The organism is Streptomyces chromofuscus, assembly GCF_015160875.1.
Lineage (GTDB): Bacteria > Actinomycetota > Actinomycetes > Streptomycetales > Streptomycetaceae > Streptomyces > Streptomyces chromofuscus.
Genome location: NZ_CP063374.1, coordinates 6,989,718 through 7,009,516, shown reverse-complemented (window position 1 = coordinate 7,009,516; position 19,799 = coordinate 6,989,718). Strand labels below are relative to the sequence as shown.

Here is a 19,799-nt window from a genome sequence, read left to right as displayed (position 1 = left end):
CGTATCGATTGCAGTCAGTGCACCACCGTCAGTGAAGGGGCCGGGGGATGAATGCCCGCACCGAGCCTGCGGAGGGGGACGCCGCGCCGGCGCGCCCGCCCCTCCTGAGAGAGTTCCTGCTCGTCGCGGGCCTCTTCCTCCTCTACAAGTCCGGCCGGCTACTGGCGACCGACCACACCCGGGAGGCGTTTCGCAACGCGCACCGGGTGTGGGACCTGGAACGTGCCGTGCGGCTTCCCGGCGAGGGCGCGGTGCAGTCCCTGCTGCTGCACGGCGACGTCCCGGTGCAGGCGGCGAACACGTACTACGCCACCGTGCACTTCCCCGCGACCGCCGCCTTCCTGGTCTGGCTGTACCTGCGCCGCCCCGCCCACTACGTGTGGGCCCGCCGGGTGCTCGCCGCGCTCACCGCCGCCGCGCTGGTGCTGCATCTGGCGTTCCCGCTGGCGCCGCCGCGGATGCTGGCGGCGACGGGGCTGGTGGACACCGGGCGGGTCTACGGACCGTCGGTGTACGGCTCCCCGCAGACCGACCAGTTGTCGAACCAGTTCGCGGCGATGCCCTCGCTGCACTTCGGCTGGGCGCTGATGGTGGCGGTCGGACTGCTCGTGGCGACCCGGTCGCACTGGCGGTGGCTGTGGCTGCTGCACCCGCTGCTGACCCTGCTGGTGATCGTGGGCACCGCGAACCACTACTGGCTCGACTCGATCCTCGCGGCGGCGCTGCTGGGCGGGGCGCTGACGGTGATCCGCCCGGCGGCGCGCACGGCCGCGCCGGGCGCCCGGGTCGTCGTACCGGCACAGCGGCCGGCGCTCGTCGAGGCGGGCCGATGAGCGCCACCGTGCTCGCCGTCGTCCTGTCGCTGTTCTCCGCCGTCGCCTACGCGGCCGCCGCCGTCGCTCAGGAACGGCTCGCCGCCCGTTCCGCGGACTCGGGTGCGCTGCGACTGCTGGGCAGCACGGCGTGGTGGATGTCGGTGGCGCTGAACGCCTCCGGCGCGGTGCTGCACGTCGTGGCGCTGAGGTACGGGCCGCTCACGGTGGTGCAGCCGCTCGGAGCGCTGACGCTGGTCGCGGCCGTGCCGATGGGGGCGAGGCTCGCGGGGCGGCGGGTCAGCGCGGTGGAGTGGCGGGGCACCGCCCTCACCCTGGCCGGCCTGGGGGCGCTGCTGGTCACGGCGTCCGGGCCGGCGCCCGACGACGTGCTCGGCGTGACCGAGGCGCTGGCCGTGGCCGGATCGGCGTCGGTGCTGATCGGCGCGCTGGCCCGGCCCGGCACCCGGCCCGGGCTGCGGCACGCCACGGCGTCCGGGGTCGCCTCCGGGGTCGGCTCCGCCCTCACCCAGACGGTGACGGTGGCCGCGACGGACGAGACGGGGCCGGTGCTCGGCGTCCAGGTCGTCTCGGTGGCGCTGCTGGTCGCGGCGTTCGCGACCGGCGGCCTGCTGTTGTCCCAGATCGCCTACCGGGGCGGGCTGGGGGCCCCGCTCGCGGTGGTCACCCTGAGCAACCCGGTGGCCGCGTCGGTGATCGGCCTGTCCCTGCTGGGCGAACGGCTCCGGGGCGGGGCGGCCGGCATGCTCGTGGCGCTCGCCGGCGCGCTGCTGGCGTCCTGGGGCGTGGTGCTGCTGGCCCGGACGGCACCGGACGACCGTCCGGCCATGCCCGAACCGCAGACGCTGGTGCCCCGGCCGTCACGGCCGGGGCACCTCACGCACCTCTGAGCGCTACGCCTGCCGCACCGCCTACTCGGTGATGATCGCCGGGTCGCTCACACCCGGGCGCCCGTTCTCGACGTGCCCCGCGAAGCGCCGCAGGAACGCGGGGTCGGCCTCGGACGTGACCGTCAGGTCGTACCAGCGCCGGCTCGCCGCCAGATCGACGACGTGCTGCACGGACGAACCGGCGCGCACCTTCAGGGTCCTCGTCCGGCCGGTGTAGCCGTCGGCCACCTTCAGCTGGACGGTGCCGGACCCCTTGTTGGTGAGGCTCAGCACGACGTCGTCGCCGTGGTGGCGCGCGGTGACCTCCGGGCCGGCCGCCTTGTTCGAGCCCTGGAAGAAGCGCACGAAACCGTTGGGGCCGTGCACGGTCAGGTCGTAGGAGCCCTGGGAGTACGCCGAGTTCCAGGTGTCGGAGATGCTCTTGCCGGCCTCGGTGGTGTACTGCCACGGACCGTCGGTGCGGTTGCCGGAGGTGACGTGGAAGGCGGCACCGGCCTTGGCGCCGGAGGCGAACGTCAGCGTGAACCTGCCGTTCGCCGCGTCCACCGAACCGTCCACGTAGGGGGCGTACTTGAGCGGGCGGGCCAGGCGCAGGCCGCGCTCCTGCTTGGGCATGCGGGGGTCGGCCGGCGGCGTCGGCCTGTAGTCGGGGTGACGCTCGCGGTCCTGCGGCTCGTACTCGTCCGTGTCCGGCAGGGCGGCCGGGCGGCTGTCCTTGCGGGAGAAGTCGAAGGCCGAGGTCAGGTCGCCGCAGACGGTCCGGCGCCAGGGGGAGACGTTCGTCTCCTCGACGCCGAAGCGGCGCTCCATGAACTGCAGGATCGAGGTGTGGTCGAGGGTCTCGGAGCAGACGTAACCGCCCTTGCTCCACGGCGAGACGACAAGCATCGGAACGCGCGGGCCGAGGCCGTAGGGGCCGGCCGGGCGCTTGCTGTCGCCCTTGTAGAGGTCGAGCGCCACGTCGACGGTGGACTTGCCCCGGGAGCCGTCCTTCGGCGGCAGCGGCGGCACCACATGGTCGAAGAAGCCGTCGTTCTCGTCGAAGGTGATGAACAGCGCCGTCTTCGACCAGACCTCCGGATTGGAGGTGAGGGCGTCCAGGACCTGCGCGATGTACCAGGCGCCGTAGTTCGTGGGCCAGTTGGAGTGCTCGGAGAAGGCCTCGGGGGCGGCGATCCAGGAGATCTGCGGCAGCTTGCCGGCCTTGACGTCGGCCTTCAACTGGTCGAAGTAGCCGTCGCCGTTCTTGACGTCGGTGCCGGTGCGGGCCTTGTCGTACCAGGGCTCGCCGGGCTGGGCGTTGCGGTACTTGTTGAAGTACAGCAGCGAGTTGTCGCCGTAGTTGCCCCGGTAGGCGTCGTTGATCCAGCCCCACGAGCCGGCCGCGTCGAGGCCGTCGCCGATGTCCTGGTAGATCTTCCAGGAGATGCCGGCCTGCTCCAGGCGCTCGGGGTACGTCGTCCAGTCGTAGCCCAACTCGTCGTTGCCGAGGACGGGGCCGCCGCCCTTGCCGTCGTTGCCCGTGTAGCCGGACCACATGTAGTAGCGGTTCGGGTCGGTGGAGCCGATGAACGAGCAGTGGTAGGCGTCGCAGATGGTGAACGAGTCGGCGAGGGCGTAGTAGAAGGGGATGTCCTCGCGGGTCAGGTACGCCATGGTGGTCGTGCCCTTGGCGGGGATCCACTTGTCGTACTTGCCGCCGTTGTAGGCCTGCTGGCCGTCGGTCCAGCCGTGCGGCAGGCCCTCCAGGAACTGCATGCCGAGGTCGTCGGCGTCCGGGTGGAACGGCAGGATGTCCTTGGTGCCGTCCGACTGGTGCCAGATCGACTTGCCGTTGTCGTGCGCCACCGGCCGCGGGTCGCCGAAGCCGCGGACGCCGCGCAGCGTGCCGAAGTAGTGGTCGAAAGAACGGTTCTCCTGCATCAGGACGACGATGTGCTCGACGTCCTCGATCGTCCCGTTGCGGTGGTTGGCCGGCAGTGCGGCGGCGCGCTCGATACTGCTCGCCAGGGCGGTGAAGGCCGTGGTGGCCCCCGCGATCTGGAGGAACTTGCGCCGGTTGACTTCGGGCATGAGTGAGGGACCTCTCGTCCTGGGGGAGTCTCACCGTCCGGGTGATGACGGAATGCGCGCGGAAGGAGTGTTCCAAGAGCACCAAACGTCAGGGAAGGGTCTGATGGCGCGGCTGTGAAAGTCACGCGTACGCGGGGTGCGTCAGGGAGCTTCTCCCCCATTCCGGGTGTCCGTGACGAGTCGGCGGCGCCGGTGAACAGCCGCGGCTCGGGCAGGCCGACCGGCGCGTCGTGCATCTTGGCGCGGGCGTAGTCGCCGAGGAAGCCGTCGCCGGGGGTGAGGAACATGTGGTCGAGCCACTTCAGGCCGGCCCGGATCTGCTCGGGCGTCGCCTTCTTGTGGAACATGTAGCCGTCGCCGCCGATGAGGGTGGCCTTGCCGCCGGGCATCGGCGCGATGGCGATGTCCTCGTACTCGGCGCCCTTCTCCTTGACCAGGATCGGGATGTTGTCGGGGGCGGCGAGGTACATGCCGAGCTTGCCGGCGCCCATCATCTGCTGGACGTCGTTGATGACGAGCAGTTGCTTGCTGCCCATCGAGTCGTCCTCCCAGCGCATGTCGTGCAGGGTCTGCAGGACCGCCCGCCCCTCGGGGGTGTCGACGGTGGCCTTCTCGCCGTCGGCGCTGACGACACTGCCGCCCTGCGAGTAGAGCTCTGCGGTGAAGTGCCAGCCGCCCTGGTTCTGGGCGCTGTAGTCGGCGTAGCCGACGGTGCCGTCGCCGAGCGCGGCGATCTTCTTGGCGGCGGCGCGCACCTCGTCCCAGGTGGCGGGCGGCCGGTCGGGGTCCAGGCCGGCCTTCTCGAAGAGTTCGCGGTGGTAGATCAGGCCCATCGAGTAGCCGGTGCGCGGGATGCCGTAGACCCTGCCGTCGACGGTGTAGATCTCGCGCAGCTGCTGCTGGATGGTCTCGTAGCTCTTGAGTTCCTTGACGTACGGCGTGAGATCGGCGGCCTGGCCGATGTCGACGACGTGCCGGGCGTCGGTGAAGTACGTGTAGAACACGTCCTCCATCTGGCCGCCGGCGAGCTTGGCGTCGAACGTCTTGGGGTCCTGGCAGGGGAACGCGTCGTGCGGGACGACGTCGACGTCCGGGTTCTGCTTCTCGAACGCGGCGACGTCCTCCTCGAAGAACTGCCGGTCGACCTTGGCGCTCTTGGGCGGCATGCAGTTGACCGTGATGCGGGTCTTGCCGCTCGCGGAGTCGTCCTCGCCGCCCGACCCGCAGGCGGACAGGGCGAGGGAGGAACAGGCCAGGAGCGTCAGAAGGGCGTGGCGGAACCCGGTGCTTCTCATCGGTGGACCCCTTTGGGCAGGAGCGGTGGGCGCCGCACACTCAAGCACCGCCGACATCGTCACGGAAGATGTCGCGCAGATATTGCAATTATTCGACAGAACGCCGGATCTACGGGATCTCAGTCGCGTGGCGCTTGCGCCGTGGAGCCCCGCACCACCAGCTCGGGCTCGAACAGCAGCTCCTCGGCCGCCACGGCACTGCCGCCGATCTGCGCGTTCAGCAGCTCCACGACCGCCCGGCCCATGGACTCGATGGGCTGGCGGACGGTGGTCAGCGGGGGTTCGGTGCAGTTCATCAGCGCGGAGTCGTCGTAACCGACCACGGAGATCCGTGACGGCACGCCGAGCCCCTTGCGGCGGGCGGCGCGCACGACACCGAGGGCGAGGGGGTCGCTGGCGCAGATGAAGCCGGTGACGCCGCGGTCGATCAGCCGGGAGGCGGCCGCGTGGCCGCCCTCGATGGAGAAGATGGCCCGCGCCACGTGCTCGTCAGGGAGGTCGCCGGCGATCGCCCGCGCGGCGGCCAGCTTGCGCGCCGACGGCATGTGGTCGCCGGGTCCGAGGACCAGGCCGATCCGCTCGTGGCCGAGGGAGGCCAGGTGCCGCCAGGCCTGCTCGACGGCGACCGCGTCGTCGCAGGAGACGCCGGGAAAGCCGAGGTGCTCGATGGCCGCGTTGACCAGGACGACCGGGATGTTGCGGTCGGCGAGCAGCCGGTAGTGGTCGTGCGGGGCGTCGGCCTGGGCGTACAGGCCGCCGACGAAGACGACGCCGGAGACCTGCTGCTGCAGCAGCAGGGTCACGTAGTCGGCCTCGGAGACCCCGCCCTTGGTCTGCGTGCACAGCACCGGGGTCAGGCCGAGCTGGGCGAGCGCACCGCCGATGACCTCGGCGAACGCCGGGAAGATGGGGTTCTGCAACTCGGGCAGGACCAGGCCGACGAGGCGGGCGCGTTCGCCGCGCAGCTGGGTGGGCCGCTCGTAGCCGAGGACGTCGAGCGCGGACAGCACGGCCTGCCGGGTGGCTTCGGAGACCCCGGGTTTGCCGTTGAGCACCCGGCTGACGGTGGCCTCGCTGACCCCGACCTTCTTCGCCACTTCCGCAAGTCGTCGTGTCATGCACGCAAGAATAGCGCAAGTAATGCAAGTGGCTTGCGTGCTGCGGGGTCGGTACTCAGGCCCCGCTCATGACTCCCCCGGCCCGACCGTGGCGCCGTCGGCGACCTGAACGCCGGCGGTGCCCGGTCAGGCCTCGGGGGTGGCGGGCACCACCGTGAGATGGCTCGCGGTACGGCGGTCGCGGGACCGGCGGCGCGGGGCGGCGGGGCGGCGGGGCTCGCGCAGCACCATCGTGAACCGGGTCCAGCCCATGTCCTGCAGGGTCCGGGGCGTCTCGGCGACGATCCGGCAGTCGGTGGCGCCCCAACGGGGGTCCGGGTGCAGCAGCGGACGGACCGCCCCGTCGTGTTCGACGGCCGCCTCGCCGACCGCGCGCACCCAGTGCGGCAGCCCCTGCCGGTAGGCGGCCTCCATGATGGGGTCCTGCGCGATCTCCCGGCGGATGGCCTGCAACCCGTGGTCGTGGCCGTGCCGCTCCACGGCGGCGGCGAAGTGCGCCAGCATCGGCAGGCACCAGCGCGACTCGTGCTCGCCCAGCACCCCGGCGGCGTCCGGGTGGAACAGCACGAACCTCAGGAAGTTGTCGCCCGGCATCGCCGTCGGGTGGGGCGCGACCCCCCGGAAGAGCGAGTGGAAGGCGCTGTTGGCCAGCACGACGTCCCAGCGATGGTCGACGACCACGGACGGGAAGGGGACCGCCTCCATGAAGGCGGCGTAGTCCTGGAGATACGACTGGGCCTCGGGATCCTCGGGGACGGACCGCAACGCGGACCGCTGCCCTCCTGCCTGCTGTGCCATCGGGAGGTCACCCCTCTTGCCTCTGCGGCCTTCACGCGGCGCCCCGATCCTGGTGCCCCGACGCTTCCGGTGTCAACTATCGTGGCATTCCATGCCGGTTGACGGCTGAAATTGGCCACAGTTGTGGCGAGACCTGGATGTGAGTTCGAAGCAACCGCTACTCTCCGGGAAGTTCACGGCAACCACTCGCGAGAAGTACGTGAGAGACGTAGGAGACCTGTCGGTGACGGATGGCTACGAGGTTCCGGGCGCCACGGCGACGGCCACCCTGCCGGCCGTCATCGCCCGCGTCACCGCGCTCGCCGACCGACTCGGCGTGCCGCACGCGGAGGTCTTCGACACCGCCCGGCTCTCCGTGGCCTGCGGTGTCCCCGAGCCCGTCGTCCGGGACCTGCTGCGCGGCCGCCCCGCCGGCGAGCCGGACGTGCAGGCGCGGTTCCTGCAGCGCCTGGACCTGCTGCGCCGCACCCGGCTGAAACCCAACGGGCGCAAGTACACCCAGCAGGAGATCGCCGACGGCGCCGGGATGTCGCGGCAGCAGGCGGGCGCCCTCATCAACGGCGACCGGCGCCCCACCATGGAGCACTGCGACGCCATCCAGCGCTTCTTCCGGGTGCGTGCCGGTTTCCTCACGGCCGAGGACCCCGAGGCGCTCGCGGACACACTCCAGCGCACCGAGCAGGAGCTGTTGCAGAAGCTCGCCGACCGGGAACGGGAGGCGGCCGCGGCGGCCGACGACCCCCTGGAGCGGCTGCTCCAGGACCACGGCGTGCGCGGAATCGCCTGGCGGGCCGCCCAACTGCCCACCGACCAGCACCGCGACAAGGTCGCCGAATGGCTGGACATGCTCCTGGAGAGCGTCAAGCGGCCCGAGTCGTGATCCGGGAGAGAAGTGTGGGCATCGGTAAGGAAATGCGCCGCCTGTGCGGCGAGCTGGTCGCGGAGCTGACCCTGCCCGTCCCGGCGCGCCCGGGCGACCTGTACGCCGCGCTGTGCGACGCGATGAGCAGACGCCGCGGCCGCCCCGTCCACTGCCGTACGGCCGCCTTCCCGCCGGGCACCGCCAGCGGGCTGTGGCTCGACATGGCCGACCAGGACCTCGTCGTCATCGAGGAACGCACCGCCCCCGAACACCAGTTGGTGATCCTCGGGCACGAGCTGTGGCACATGAAGGCCGGGCACTGCAGCCACCACGTCGAGGGCGCCGCGGTCGCCGCCCGTTTACTCGACGACAACGCCGACCTCCAGGCGACGGTGCTGAAGGTCGCCGCCCGCACCCGCTTCGACCTCGCCGACGAGAAGGAGGCGGAGCGCTTCGGGCTGCTGCTCGCCAGCAAGTGCCGTACCTGGCTGGCCGGTTCGGCACTGCGCGGGCCCGTGCAGCGCGACCACCTGGCGGGCCGGATCGAGGCGTCGCTGGGCTACGTCGGACCCCAGCACTAGGGCCTGTCGTTCGGATCGGGTCGCAGGGCGCCGACGGTGCTGATCGGTGCCGGTGAGCGGGGTCCGGTGCGTGCAGCTGCAAGGCAGGGGGAGGGAGTTGACGCGAGGCGTCGGCGACCGACGACAACGCGGCAGATGCGCGTGCCGGACACCGCGTCCGCTGCGTGATCCGCACGACAGCGCCCAGGGGCAGCCGCCCTTCGAAGCAGGCTGCGCACCGGCGCCAGGCGGCTGTTCCGCGCCGCGTCGCGATGTGCTCGCGCCTCCGCTGAGCGGGGGAACCGGGGCGCGGCCGGGCCGGATTGTCAGTGGCGGACGGCAAGCTGGGAGTGCGCCGTCGAATACGGGGGCGTACGTGCCGTCGGGGCGCGTGTTGCGACGAGGAGGCGGGGAGAGCCGACCGATGCCCACTGCCGTACTGACCGACCGGGAACGCACCGCCGTGCAGGCCTATCTACGCCTGCTGCACACCGTACGAGCGGCGTTCGACACCGCGGCCGGCCCGCCGGACGCCCGTCGACCACCCGTCGTCCCGCCCGCCGTCCTCGCCGAGGCCGAACAGGCCCTGGCGCGCGCAGGCCTGACGGGCAACGAGGAGGCGTTCTTCCGCCTGCTGCAGACCTGGTGCCCGGAGCACTGAGAGGGCGGCGGCCGCACGCCGTCAGGCGTGCGGCACCGTCACGGAGGTCGCCACCAGGCCCCGTTGGACCGTCCAGCGGCCGTCGAAGGCGCCGAGGCGGCGACCGCCGACCACGGGACCGGGGACGAGCAGCTCGGCGCGGAAACGGCCGTGCGTCGCCCCGTCGGGTCCGACGGCGATGTCCATGTCGGCCTCCGAGAAGTCCAGCCACGTCCGGGTGAGCGGGTACCACGCCTTGTAGACGGACTCCTTGGCGCTGAACAGCAGGCGCTCCCAGTGGACGCCCGGGTGCCGCGCGGTGAGCCGGCGCAGCCGGTCCCGCTCGCTCGGCAGGGCCACGGCCTCCAGCACGCCGGCGGGCAACGGCGCGTGCGGTTCGGCGTCGATCCCGAGTGACGCCAGGTGGGTGACGCGGACCAGCGCGGCGGCGGCGTAGCCGTCGCAGTGGGTCATGCTGCCGGCCAGCCCGGCCGGCCAGCCGGGGGCGCCGCGCTCGCCGGGGAGGACGGCCTGCGCGGGCACGCCCAGTTTCTCCATGGCGCGGCGGGCGCAGGCGCGGACGACGGCGAACTCGCGCCGCCGTTTGGCGACCGCCCGCGCGACGACCGCCGCCTCCTGCGGGTACAGCGGCGCGGGCTCGGTCCCGTCGTCGCCGTGCACCTCGACGGCCGCCACCGAGGCGGGCAGCAGCTCCTCGATCACGGCGTCGCGTCCTCCACCGGCAGGATGCGGCGCAGCCGGCCCGGCGGCTCCTCGCGCTTGCGCCACTCGCGCGGGTATCCCACCGACACCTCCTCGAAGCGGACGCCGTCGTGCCAGGTGGTCCGCGGGATGTGCAGGTGGCCGTAGACCATCGTGGCGACCCGGAACCGGTGGTGCCAGTCGGCGGTCAGCCGCGTGCCGCACCACATGGCGAACTCCGGGTACCAGAGCACCTCGGTCGGGTGACGGTCCAGCGGATAGTGGTTGACCAGCACGGTCGGCAGGTCCTCGGGGATCTCGGCGAGCCGCCGCTCGGTCTCGGCGACCCGCGCCCGGCACCACTCCTCCCGGGTGGGATACGGGTCGGGGTGCAGCAGATGCTCGTCATTGCACACGATCCCGGTCGAGTACGCGTACGCCAGCCCCTCGTCCTTGGTGGCGCAGCCGTCCGGCAGGAACGAGTAGTCGTACAGCAGGAACAGCGGCGCCACGGCCACCGGGCCGCCTGGGCCCTCCCAGACCGGGTAGGGGTCCTCGGGGGTCGTCACGCCCAGCTCGCGGCACATCTCGACCAGGTACTCGTAGCGGGCGACGCCGCGCAGGGTGACGGTGTCGGAGGGGTGGGTCCACAGCTCGTGGTTGCCGGGAACCCAGATCACCTTGCGGAAGCGGCCCGCGAGGGTTTCGAGCGCCCAGCGGATGCGGGACACGCTCTCCGCCACGTCCCCGGCCACCAGCAGCCAGTCGTCATCGGTGTCGGGGCGCATCTTCTCGACCAGCTCGCGGTTCTCCGCGTACCCGATGTGCAGGTCGCTGATGGCCAGCAACTGCCCGGCACCACCGGCCGTCGACGTCACCTTTCGGCCCCCTTCACGATCACACGGACGGGACCACGAGAACACACCCGCTCCCGGGTCGGCAAGGGCCAGCGGAGTGTACTGGGGGGACGGCGGGAACCCGCGCGACGGATGGGCGTGACCGGGAATTCCGTAACACGCACGTTGCACGCGGCGCGCCCGGGAAGCCGTATGATCGCCCCGACACCACCGCCCTCCCTCTCCCTTCACACGGGGCGGTTCGGTGACCCTCCAACCACCCTCAGGCCGGGCCGGCCTCGCTCCGCCGTGCCCGCGAACCGTGAAAGGCGGCCTGCATGGTCTCTCGCGTACGCGTCTGGCTCAACCGCACGTACGCGGAGAACGTGTTCTTCATGGATCAGCTGCGGAGAAATCCCAGCGACCGGGCCGTCGAGATCCACGCCACCCACGGCGACCCGGACTCCCCCGTCCTCGCCGCCGCGGACACCGCCGATCTGGAGCCCGAGGGGCTGTCCCCGGCCGCCTACGTCGAGTACGCCCTGGACGTGTGCGCCAAGCGCGCGATCGACGTGTTCGTGCCGCGGCTGCACCAGGCGGCGGTCGTGGCGCACCGCGCGGAGTTCGAGGCGGTCGGCACGGCGCTGCTGGCCCCGCCGCCGGAGGCCGTGGCCGTGTTCGAGGACAAGGTGATCGCCTACGAGGCGGTCCAGGCGATCGGCGTTCCGGTGCCGCCGTGGTGGCGGGTGCGCGACGCCGACGAACTCCTGGCGGCCGTGGAGGAGTTGGAGGCGGGTGGGCACCGGGCCTGCTTCAAGCCGGCGTCCGGTGCGGGCGGGGTGGGCTTCCGGGTGGTCACGCGCGCCCCCTTCTCGCTGCTGCACCTCAGCGGCTTCCCCACGCCGTACGTGCAGCTGGACATGGTGCTTCAGGCACTGCGGCAGGCCGACGAGCCGGTGGACTGGCTGGTGATGCCGCGACTGGAGCAGCCGGAGGTGTCCGTCGACTGTCTCACCGGGCGCGACAACGTCGTCCGGCTGGCCGTCGGGCGGACGAAGAACGGGCGTCGCCGCGGCTTCACGCTGCACGAGCGGTTCGTGGAGCCGGCGCGACGGATCGCCGAGGGCTTCGGGCTGCACTACCTGTCCAACATCCAGTTCCGGATGTTCGGCGAGCAGCCGGTGCTGATGGATGTCAACGCGCGTCCGGCCGGTGGGTTGCACCAGCTGTCGCTGTGCGGGGTCAACGCGCCGTGGGCCGCCGTGCGGCTGGCTCTCGGCGACGACCCCGGGCCGATCGAGCCGCCGTTCCTCGGGCAGGACTACACGGTGGTGGCCGCCCCGCGGCCGGTGCGGCCGGTCGGCGTTCCGCCGCAGCGGACGCAGGAGGAGGCCGCCGTGGTGCCCGCGGCCGTCGCCGAGCCGGCGCGCGTGCAGTCCGCGGCGCAGGCGCTGCCCCTGTAGGCCGTCCGCCACGCCGGTGGGCCCACCCGACCCGAGATGCGGGCCGGCCGGTATGCGGGCCGGGCCGGTATGGGGGCCGGCAGGCACGTGGTCGAGCCACGCCTGTGCGCACGCACCCGACCCGGGATGTGGGCCGGCAGGCAGGTGGGCCGGCCGGTATGTGGGTCGGCCGGCGGTCACCACCGGCCGGACCCCCGGTACAGCTCCAGTTCGCCGTCCAGTTCGACGGCGAGCACCGTGGCGTGCGGGTCGAGGGCGTCCTCGGCGGGCGGCTCGATCCAGAGCACCCCGGGCGTCTCGTGCAGGCCGCCGGTGACGTCGTGGGACAGCTCGGTGCCGGTGCCGAGCACCGTCACCCGGCGCACCCGGCTGAGCAGGCCGCGCACGTTGATCTCGGCGCGCGGGGCGTCGAAGAGGACCAGGTACAGCGTGCGGCGGTCCGGGGAGAGGGTGCTCGGGCCGTAGTGGTGCCCGGCGGGCAGGCCCCGCACGGTCCCGTACACGGCCTCGGCGTGCCGGCGGATCCAGGCGCCCAGGCCTTGAAGCCGTTCCGCCTGTTCCACGGGTATGGTGCCGTCCTCGCGGGGTCCGACACCGAGCAGCAGGTTGCCACCGCCGCCGATCGTCTCGGTGAAGTACCGGATCAGCTGGTCCACCGACTTGTGGTGGTGGTCGTGGTGCTGGTGACCCCACGAGTCGTTGACCGTCAGGCACAGCTCCCAGGGGCCTTCGGGCGGGACCACCGGGGCGCCCTGTTCGGGCGTGGCGTAGTCGCCCTCGCCGAGCATGCGGGCGTTGAACACGACGTCCGGCACCCGAGAGCGGATCAGGGCGGCGAGTTCGGGGATGCGCCACTGCTCCGCGCTGCGCTCCCACTCGCCGTCGAACCACATCAGGTCGGGCCGGTAGCGGGAGGTGAGTTCGCGGATCTGGCCGTCCCGGTAGGCGAGGAACCGTTCCCAGGCGGCCGGGTCCTCGTCCTCGGCCGCGACCTCGGAGTAAGGGCTGTCCTCCAGCTCGGGCGGCCGGCCCGGCTTGCGGGTGGAGGCGTAGTCGGGGTGGCTCCAGTCGGAGTGCGAGTAGTACAGGCCGACCTTGAGGCCCCGCTCGCGCAGGGCGCCGGCGTACCCGGCGATCAGGTCGCGGCCCACGTTCAGCTCGCCGTGGGCGCTGTCCCACAGGGCGACTCCGTCGTGGTGCCGGCTGGTCAGTACGGCGTACCGGGCGCCGGCGCGCGCGAACAGCCCGGCCCACGCACGCGGGTCGTAGCGGGCGGCGGTGAAGCGGTCCAGCTCCTGGACGCCGTCGACGGCGTAGATCCCCCAGTGGACGAAGATCCCCAGTTTGGCGTCGGCGAACCACTGCTGCAGGGGCACCGGTCAGCGCCTTCGCAGCCGCAGCGTCAGGATCTGGAACGGTCGCAGGGTGAGGGGCACACCGCCGTCGCCGTCGGTGGCCGCGTCCTTGAGCGGGCGTTCCAGCAGGTCGGTCACCTGGGCTCCGGCCAGCGGGAAGCCGGTGCGCAGTACGCCGGCGGCCCGGCCGCCGCGGGACTCGTAGAGCCGTACGACGACGTCGCCGGACCGGTCGTCGGCGAGCTTGACCGCCTCGACGGTCACGCCCGCGCCGTCCACGGAGACGACGGGCCGCGGGGCGCCCGCCGAGTCCGCGACGCGCAGCGGCAGGTTCAGGGCGTAGCCCTCGGCGACCGTCTCCTCGACGCCCGCTCCGGGCAGCAGCGCGTACGTGAAGCGGTGACGGCCCTGGTCGGCCTGCGGGTCGGGGACGCGCGGGGCGCGGACGAGGCTGAGGGCGACGGTCGTCGTCGTGCCCCCGTCCTCGCGGACCGTGCGGGAGACGTCGTGGCCGTAGGTCGAGTCGGTCAGGACCGCGACGCCGTAGCCGGGTTCGGCGATGTGCACCCAGCGGTGGCCGGAGACCTCGAAGCGGGCCGACTCCCAGCTGGTGTTGGTGTGCGTGGGGCGCTGCACGTGGCCGAACTGGATCTCGGCGGACGAGTGGGACGCGCGGATGTCCACCGGGAACGCCGCCTTGAGGATCTTCTCCGCCTCGTGCCAGTCGATCTCCGTCTCGATGTCGATGCGAGGGCTGCCGGAGCGGAGGGTGATCGTCTGGGTGATCTTCGAGCCCCGGCCGAAGGAGCGCTCGACCTTCAGCGCGCCGAGCAGCGGGTCCTGCTCGACGACGGTGACGGAGTCGGCGTCCAGCAGGTCGGTGTGGCGGTTGCGGTAGTGCTTGTCGATGTCCCAGGCGTCCCAGTGGTTGGGCAGGTCCGTGTGGAGGCGGAGCAGGTTGCCGGGGCCGGCGAGGACCTCTCGGTCCGCGCGGAGGTCGCGGACGGAGGCCAGGGTGCCGTCGTCGGCGAGTTCGACGCGGACGAGGCCGTTGTCGAGGGTGCGGTCGGTCACGATCACCATGTCGTGGGTCAGGGTGTTGCCCAGGGGCGCGCTGCCGCTCGCCGGCACCCTGACGACGGTGGTCTCGCCGTCCGCCCCGCGGACCACCTCGTCCCGGTCGAAGGGACTGGTGTTGAACGCTTGCGGTTCGCCCGTGCCCAGCGCCGCGATCGCCTCCCGCGTCAGCGTCTCCAGCTCCGCGGCCACCCGGGCGTACTCCGCCTCCGCCTCCCGGTGCACCCAGGCGATCGAGGAGCCCGGCAGGATGTCGTGGAACTGGTGCAGCAGCACCGTCTTCCACAGGCGGTCGAGCGCCTCGTACGGGTAGGAGTAGCCCGGCGCGTGCAGGGCCGCCGTGGTCGCCCACAACTCCGCCTCGCGCAGCCGGTGTTCGCTGCGACGGTTGCCCTGCTTGGTGCGGGCCTGGGAGGTGTAGGTGGCGCGGTGCAGCTCCAGGTAGAGCTCGCCGACCCAGACCGGGGCGTCCGGGTACTCCTCGCGGGCGGCGGCGAAGAAGGCGTCCGGGTGCTCGATGCGGACCTTGGCCGAGCCCTCCAGGTCGGCCAGGCGCCGGGCGCGCTCCAGCATCTCGCGGGTGGGACCGCCGCCGCCGTCGCCGTGGCCGAAGGGGGCCAGGGACCTCGTACCGCGCCCCTTGTCCTGGTAGTTGCGGACGGCGTGGGCCATCTCCTTGCCGGAGAACTCGGCGTTGTAGGTGTCGACGGGCGGGAAGTGGGTGAAGATGCGGGTGCCGTCGATGCCCTCCCACCAGAAGGTGTGGTGCGGGAACTTGTTGGTCTGGTTCCAGGAGATCTTCTGCGTGAGGAACCACTCGTTGCCCGCGAGCCTGGCGAGCTGCGGGTAGGCGGCGGTGTAGCCGAAGGAGTCGGGCAGCCACACGCCCTTGGTCTCGATGCCGAAGTGCTCCATGAAGAACCGCTTGCCGTGGATCAGCTGGCGGGCCAGGGCCTCGCCGCCGGGGAGGTTGCCGTCGGCCTCCACCCACATGCCGCCGACCGGCGCCCAGCTGCCGTCGACGACGGCCTTCTTGATCCGCTCCCACACCCGCGGGTAGTGGTCGCGCACCCACGCGTACTGCTGGGCCTGCGAGCAGGCGAAGACGAACTCCTCGTACTCCTCGGCGAGCGCGGTGACGTTGGAGAAGGTGCGGGAGGTCTTGCGCTTGGTCTCGCGGATCGGCCACAGCCACGCGGAGTCGATGTGCGCGTGGCCCACGGCGGAGAGGGTGTGCGCGCTGGCGTGCGCGGACCTGGCCAGGACGGGGCGCAGGACGGCGCGCACGTCGGCCGCCGTGCCGGAGACGTCGTCCAGGTCGACGGCGTCCATGGCACGGTCCAGCGCGTGGGCGATCTCGTGCCGGCGCGGGTCGTGCTCGCCCAGCTCCAGCATCAGCTCGCGCAGCACCTGGACGTCGAGCGAGAGGTGCCAGACCTCCTCGTCGAGGACGGCGAGGTCGGCGCGGCGGAAGGTGTAGAGCGGCGCGTCGCCCGCGGTGAGCACGTCGCCGAGGGGCGTGGGCGCGGCGAAGTCGTTCGCCAGGATGTCGGGGTTCGAGGCGGCCTCGACCAGGTAGTCGACCTGCTCGCCTCCCGCCGCGGGGTGCGCGACCGGCACGTACTGGTTCTGCGGGTTGACCGCCTTCAGCGGGGTGCCGTCGACGCGGTGGACCAGGGCCTCGGCCTGGTTGCCGGGCCAGTCGCCGACGAAGCCGAGGTCGATGACGGCCTCGACGCGCCGGCCGGCCCAGTCGGCGGGCACCTGTCCGCGCATCCGGAACCAGGTGGTGCCCCACGGCGGACCCCACGGGGTGTCCATGGCGAAGGGCTCGTACGGGGCGGCGGCGGCCTCGGCGAAGGGGACCGGCTCGCCGGGCGCCTGCCAGGACTCGACCGCGAGCGGGACGGTGGCCGCGTAGATCGCGGGCTTGATGCGCTGGTTGTGGACGCGCTCGACGCGCTCCTCGATCCGGCGGCGTTCGTCGTGCATGGGACACCTCTCTGGAGGGCTCTGCGTCGAGCCCTGGGGCTCTACTTGAGGTACGAAAGGCCGGGGTGGACGGCCGTGTAGCCGTCGACGAGCCGCCGGGCCACGGTGACCGAGTCGACGAGCGGATGCAGCGCGAAGGCCTTCACGGCCGTCGCGCGGCAACCGGACTCGGCGGCCGCCAGCACCTCGCGCTCGACCGCCTTCACCGCGCAGACCAGGCCGGTGGCGTGGTCCGGCAGCGGGTCCACGGCGACCGGATGCGCGCCGTTGGCGTCGACCAGGCACGGAACCTCGATCACCGCCTCGGGGTCGAGCACCGACAGGGTGCCACGGTTGCGGACGTTGAGGATCAGCGTCGTCCGCTCGTCCCGCGCGATGGCCCGCATCAGCGCCAGCGCCACCTTCTCGTAGCCGCCGGACAGGTCGTCGGCGGCGCGGTCGCCCGCGCCCGCCGCCTGGCGGTTCTCCGCCATGTACGTGGCCTCGCGCTCGGCGCGGGTGGCGTCCCAGGCGAGCAGGGCGGAGACGTCCGGGTCGCGCGTGCGCGCGTAGAAACGGGCCTGCTGGTCGCGCAGGAAGGCGCCGCGCGTCCGCTCGGCCTCCTGGTAGGCGCGGACGGCTTCCCGGTTGAAGTAGTAGTAGTGCAGGTACTCGTTGGGGACGGCGCCCAGCGACTGGAGCCAGTCGGCGCCGAAGAGCCTGCCCTCCTCGAAGGAGCCGAGCAGGCCGGGGTCGGCGAGCAGCCGCGGCAGTTCGTCGCGGCCCGCCACGCGCAGGCCGCGCACCCAGCCCAGGTGGTTGAGGCCGACGTAGTCGATCCACGCCTGCGCGGGGTCGTGCACGCCCAGCACGCGGGCGATGCGGCGGCCGAGGCCCACCGGCGAGTCGCAGATGCCGATGACGCGGTCCCCGAGGTGGCGGGACATGGCCTCGGTGACCAGTCCGGCCGGGTTGGTGAAGTTGATGACCCAGGCGTCGGGCGCAAGGCGGGCGACGCGCCGGGCGATGTCGACCGCCACCGGAACCGTGCGCAGGCCGTACGCGATGCCGCCCGCGCCGACCGTCTCCTGGCCGAGGACGCCCTCGGCGAGCGCCACCCGCTCGTCGTCGGCGCGGCCCTGGAGTCCGCCGACGCGGATCGCGGAGAACACGAAGTCCGCGCCGCGCAGGGCCTCGTCCAGGTCGGTGGTGGCGGTCACCTCGGGCGCGTCGGGGACACCGGCGGCCTGCTCGGCCAGCACCCGGGTGACCGCGTCCAGCCGGCCGGCGTCCAGGTCGTGCAGCACGACCTGTGTGACCCGGCCCTCGGCGTGGTCCCCGAGGAGCGCCCCGTACACGAGCGGCACCCGGAATCCGCCGCCGCCCAGAATCGTCAGCCTCACGCCTGCACCTTCCCTGCCACGACCACCTCGACACCGGCCTCCTCCAGGGAGGACCGCGTCGCCGCGTTCACCGGCGCGTTCGTCACCACCACGTCCAGCTCCTCCGGTCCGCAGACCTTCGCCATGCCCGTACCCGGGAACTTCGCCGAGTCCGCGAGCAGTACGACCTTGTCGCTCGCCCCGATCATGGCCCGCTTGACCGGCACCTCGACGACGGTCGTGTCCATCACCTGCCCGCCGGGCCGCACCCCGCTGGTGCCGAGGAAGAGCCAGTCGGCGTGCAGCTGGCGCAGGTTGTCCTCGGTGAGGAAGCCGACCAGGGAGCGGTACTCGCGGCGGACCATGCCGCCGAGCAGCACCAGTTCGATGCCCTCGTCGTCGGCGAGTTCCTCGTACACCACCAGGTTGCTGGTGATCACGGTGAGCCGACGGCCGTGCAGGTGGCGGGCCAGCCGGTAGGCGGTGGTGCCGATGTCGAGCAGCACCGACTGACCGTCCGCGATCATCGCGGCGGCGTGCGCGGCTATGGCGTCCTTCTCGGGCACGCGCACCTCGGCGACCTCGGCGAAGGGCTGGTCGCCCTCCTCGGCCACGGCGCCGCCGTGCACCCGGGTGAGCAGGCCGTCCTCCTCGAGCTTGACCAGGTCGCGGCGGACGGTGGCGGGGCTGACCCCGAGTTGCTCGGAGAGATCGGTCACGGCCGCGGGTCCGCCGGAGCGCAGGGCGCGCAGGATGAGTTGGTGTCGTCGTTCTGCCAGCACGCGATGCACAGTACTCGTCATCTTCAATCACCGCCATGCTCATTTCTGCTCGGGTATTGACCAATCTCCGCGCGGGGCGCACGATTCCGGTCACCGAATTGAAGAGTTCTGACGAGAGGACGTTCTCCGTGGACGACGACCGGCCCGATGTGCTGCTGACCGGGCTGCTCTTCTACGACCTCGTCCTCACGGGTCTGGGCGGGCCGCCGACGCCGGGCGAGGAGATCTGGACGGCCGGCATGGGCTGCGGACCGGGCGGAATCGCCAACCTCGCCGTGGCCGCCGCCCGGTTCGGTCTGCGCACCTCACTGGCCACGGTGTTCGGTGACGACTTCTACGGCGCCTACCTCCGGGAGGTCCTGGCGGGCCAGGAGGGCGTCGACCTGTCCCCGTCCCGCACGGCGGACGGCTGGCCCACCCCCGTCACCGTCTCCCTGGCCGTCGGCCACGACCGGGCCCTGGTCACCCACGGGCAGGAACCGCCCTACTCGCAGGACGCGTTGATGGGCGACCCGCCCGCGGCGCGCACCGCGCTGGTGCACCTGGAGGCGGAACCGCGCGCCTGGCTCGCGAAGGCGGCGGCGAACGGCACGCACATCTACGCCGACGTCGGCTGGGACCCCACGCGGGCCTGGTCCCGGGACCTGCTGGACCAGCTCGCGCTCTGCCATGCCTTCCTGCCCAACGAGCAGGAGGCGATGGCGTACACCCGCACCGACAGCGCGGTCGCGGCCCTCGGCGCCCTGTCCGAACGGGTGCCGGTGGCGGTGGTGACCCGGGGCGACCACGGCGCGGTCGCCGTCGACCAGCTCACCGGCGAGTACGCGGAGGTGCCCGCCGTGGACGTCGACGTCCTGGACGCCACCGGCGCCGGTGACGTCTTCGGGGCGGGCTTCGTCGCCGCCTCGCTGGGCGGCTGGCCCCTGGCGGAGCGGCTGCGGTTCGCGGTCCTGGCCGCCGGGCTCTCCGTACGGCACCACGGCGGCGCCCTGGCCGCACCCGGCTGGTTCGGCGTCGACCGGTGGTGGCGCTCGCTGACCGACCCCGGCCTCCGACAGGCGTACGGCTTCCTGGCCGACCGGCTTCCGGCCGATCCCGGGCCGCCGGTGACGTACGCCCCCGTGACCCCGCCCGTACGGCGGTACTGACACCCCTTTTTCCC

The 19,799-nt window shown here is 72.4% G+C and carries 17 protein-coding genes; 7 read left to right on the top strand and 10 right to left on the bottom strand.

The window, feature by feature from the left end; genetic code table 11:
* Window positions 1–47 precede the first annotated feature (47 nt).
* Both IPT68_RS31355 and IPT68_RS31350 read left to right on the top strand, forming a co-directional pair.
* Entirely contained in the window at window positions 48–833 is a 786-nt protein-coding gene (locus tag IPT68_RS31355) for a phosphatase PAP2 family protein (RefSeq protein WP_189698078.1), read from the top strand.
* Window positions 830–1,723 carry a DMT family transporter gene (locus IPT68_RS31350; protein WP_189698079.1) on the top strand — a complete coding sequence of 298 codons (894 nt, stop codon included), beginning with the start codon at window positions 830–832 and terminating at the stop codon, window positions 1,721–1,723. Before IPT68_RS31355 ends, IPT68_RS31350 begins: the two co-directional genes overlap by 4 nt.
* A 21-nt stretch (window positions 1,724–1,744) precedes the next feature.
* On the opposite strand, the gene IPT68_RS31345 is transcribed toward IPT68_RS31350, so the two are convergent.
* From IPT68_RS31345 to IPT68_RS31330, 4 genes are all read right to left on the bottom strand, one after another.
* A complete protein-coding gene (locus IPT68_RS31345) occupies window positions 1,745–3,763 on the bottom strand; it encodes a phosphocholine-specific phospholipase C (protein WP_228040638.1) in 2,019 nt (672 codons plus the stop codon).
* On the bottom strand, window positions 3,646–5,091 hold the full coding sequence (locus IPT68_RS31340) for an ABC transporter substrate-binding protein (protein WP_228040052.1): 1,446 nt from the start codon (window positions 5,089–5,091) through the stop codon (window positions 3,646–3,648). The genes IPT68_RS31345 and IPT68_RS31340 overlap by 118 nt, the downstream gene beginning before the upstream one ends.
* Before the next feature lie 119 nt (window positions 5,092–5,210).
* A complete protein-coding gene (locus IPT68_RS31335) occupies window positions 5,211–6,209 on the bottom strand; it encodes a LacI family DNA-binding transcriptional regulator (RefSeq protein WP_189698081.1) in 999 nt (332 codons plus the stop codon).
* Window positions 6,210–6,335: 126 nt separating this feature from the next.
* A complete protein-coding gene (locus IPT68_RS31330) occupies window positions 6,336–7,007 on the bottom strand; it encodes an MmyB family transcriptional regulator (protein WP_189698082.1) in 672 nt (223 codons plus the stop codon).
* 223 nt (window positions 7,008–7,230) lie between these two features.
* Here IPT68_RS31330 and IPT68_RS31325 point away from each other — a divergent pair, with 223 nt between their 5' ends.
* The 3 genes from IPT68_RS31325 (at window position 7,231) to IPT68_RS31315 (ending at window position 9,090) form a co-directional block, all read left to right on the top strand.
* Window positions 7,231–7,887, top strand: a complete 657-nt coding sequence (locus tag IPT68_RS31325) for a helix-turn-helix domain-containing protein (RefSeq protein ID WP_189698083.1) — start codon at window positions 7,231–7,233, stop codon at window positions 7,885–7,887.
* A 32-nt stretch (window positions 7,888–7,919) separates the two neighbouring features.
* The gene (locus IPT68_RS31320; protein ID WP_189698258.1) at window positions 7,920–8,450 is read left to right on the top strand and encodes a toxin-antitoxin system, toxin component; all 531 of its coding nucleotides are present in this window, start codon (window positions 7,920–7,922) and stop codon (window positions 8,448–8,450) included.
* A 403-nt stretch (window positions 8,451–8,853) separates the two neighbouring features.
* Window positions 8,854–9,090, top strand: coding sequence for a hypothetical protein (locus tag IPT68_RS31315; RefSeq protein ID WP_189698084.1), 237 nt, complete (start codon window positions 8,854–8,856; stop codon window positions 9,088–9,090).
* 21 nt (window positions 9,091–9,111) lie between these two features.
* Here IPT68_RS31315 and IPT68_RS31310 read toward each other — a convergent pair whose 3' ends face one another.
* Window positions 9,112–9,792 (bottom strand): 4'-phosphopantetheinyl transferase family protein, encoded by a 681-nt coding sequence (locus IPT68_RS31310; RefSeq protein ID WP_189698085.1) that lies wholly within the window; start codon window positions 9,790–9,792, stop codon window positions 9,112–9,114.
* Window positions 9,789–10,649 (bottom strand): metallophosphoesterase family protein, encoded by an 861-nt coding sequence (locus tag IPT68_RS31305; RefSeq protein ID WP_189698086.1) that lies wholly within the window; start codon window positions 10,647–10,649, stop codon window positions 9,789–9,791. The genes IPT68_RS31310 and IPT68_RS31305 overlap by 4 nt, the downstream gene beginning before the upstream one ends.
* Before the next feature lie 296 nt (window positions 10,650–10,945).
* Between IPT68_RS31305 and IPT68_RS31300 the strand changes: the two genes are divergently transcribed.
* Entirely contained in the window at window positions 10,946–12,070 is a 1,125-nt protein-coding gene (locus tag IPT68_RS31300; protein ID WP_189698087.1) for an ATP-grasp domain-containing protein, read from the top strand.
* Window positions 12,071–12,246: 176 nt separating this feature from the next.
* Here the strand turns inward: IPT68_RS31300 and IPT68_RS31295 are convergent, their stop codons facing one another.
* The 4 genes from IPT68_RS31295 to IPT68_RS31280 are packed head-to-tail and all read right to left on the bottom strand — an operon-like array spanning window position 12,247 to window position 18,637.
* On the bottom strand, window positions 12,247–13,446 hold the full coding sequence (locus IPT68_RS31295) for an alpha-L-fucosidase (protein ID WP_189698088.1): 1,200 nt from the start codon (window positions 13,444–13,446) through the stop codon (window positions 12,247–12,249).
* 3 nt (window positions 13,447–13,449) lie between these two features.
* Window positions 13,450–16,494: an alpha-mannosidase gene (locus tag IPT68_RS31290; RefSeq protein WP_189698089.1), complete on the bottom strand. Its 3,045-nt coding sequence runs from the start codon at window positions 16,492–16,494 to the stop codon at window positions 13,450–13,452.
* A gap of 41 nt (window positions 16,495–16,535) precedes the next feature.
* Window positions 16,536–17,876 (bottom strand): 6-phospho-beta-glucosidase, encoded by a 1,341-nt coding sequence (locus IPT68_RS31285; protein WP_189698090.1) that lies wholly within the window; start codon window positions 17,874–17,876, stop codon window positions 16,536–16,538.
* The gene (locus IPT68_RS31280) at window positions 17,873–18,637 is read right to left on the bottom strand and encodes a DeoR/GlpR family DNA-binding transcription regulator (protein WP_189698091.1); all 765 of its coding nucleotides are present in this window, start codon (window positions 18,635–18,637) and stop codon (window positions 17,873–17,875) included. The genes IPT68_RS31285 and IPT68_RS31280 overlap by 4 nt, the downstream gene beginning before the upstream one ends.
* Window positions 18,638–18,765: 128 nt before the next feature.
* Between IPT68_RS31280 and IPT68_RS31275 the strand changes: the two genes are divergently transcribed.
* A complete protein-coding gene (locus IPT68_RS31275) occupies window positions 18,766–19,785 on the top strand; it encodes a carbohydrate kinase family protein (protein WP_189698259.1) in 1,020 nt (339 codons plus the stop codon).
* Window positions 19,786–19,799 lie beyond the last annotated feature (14 nt).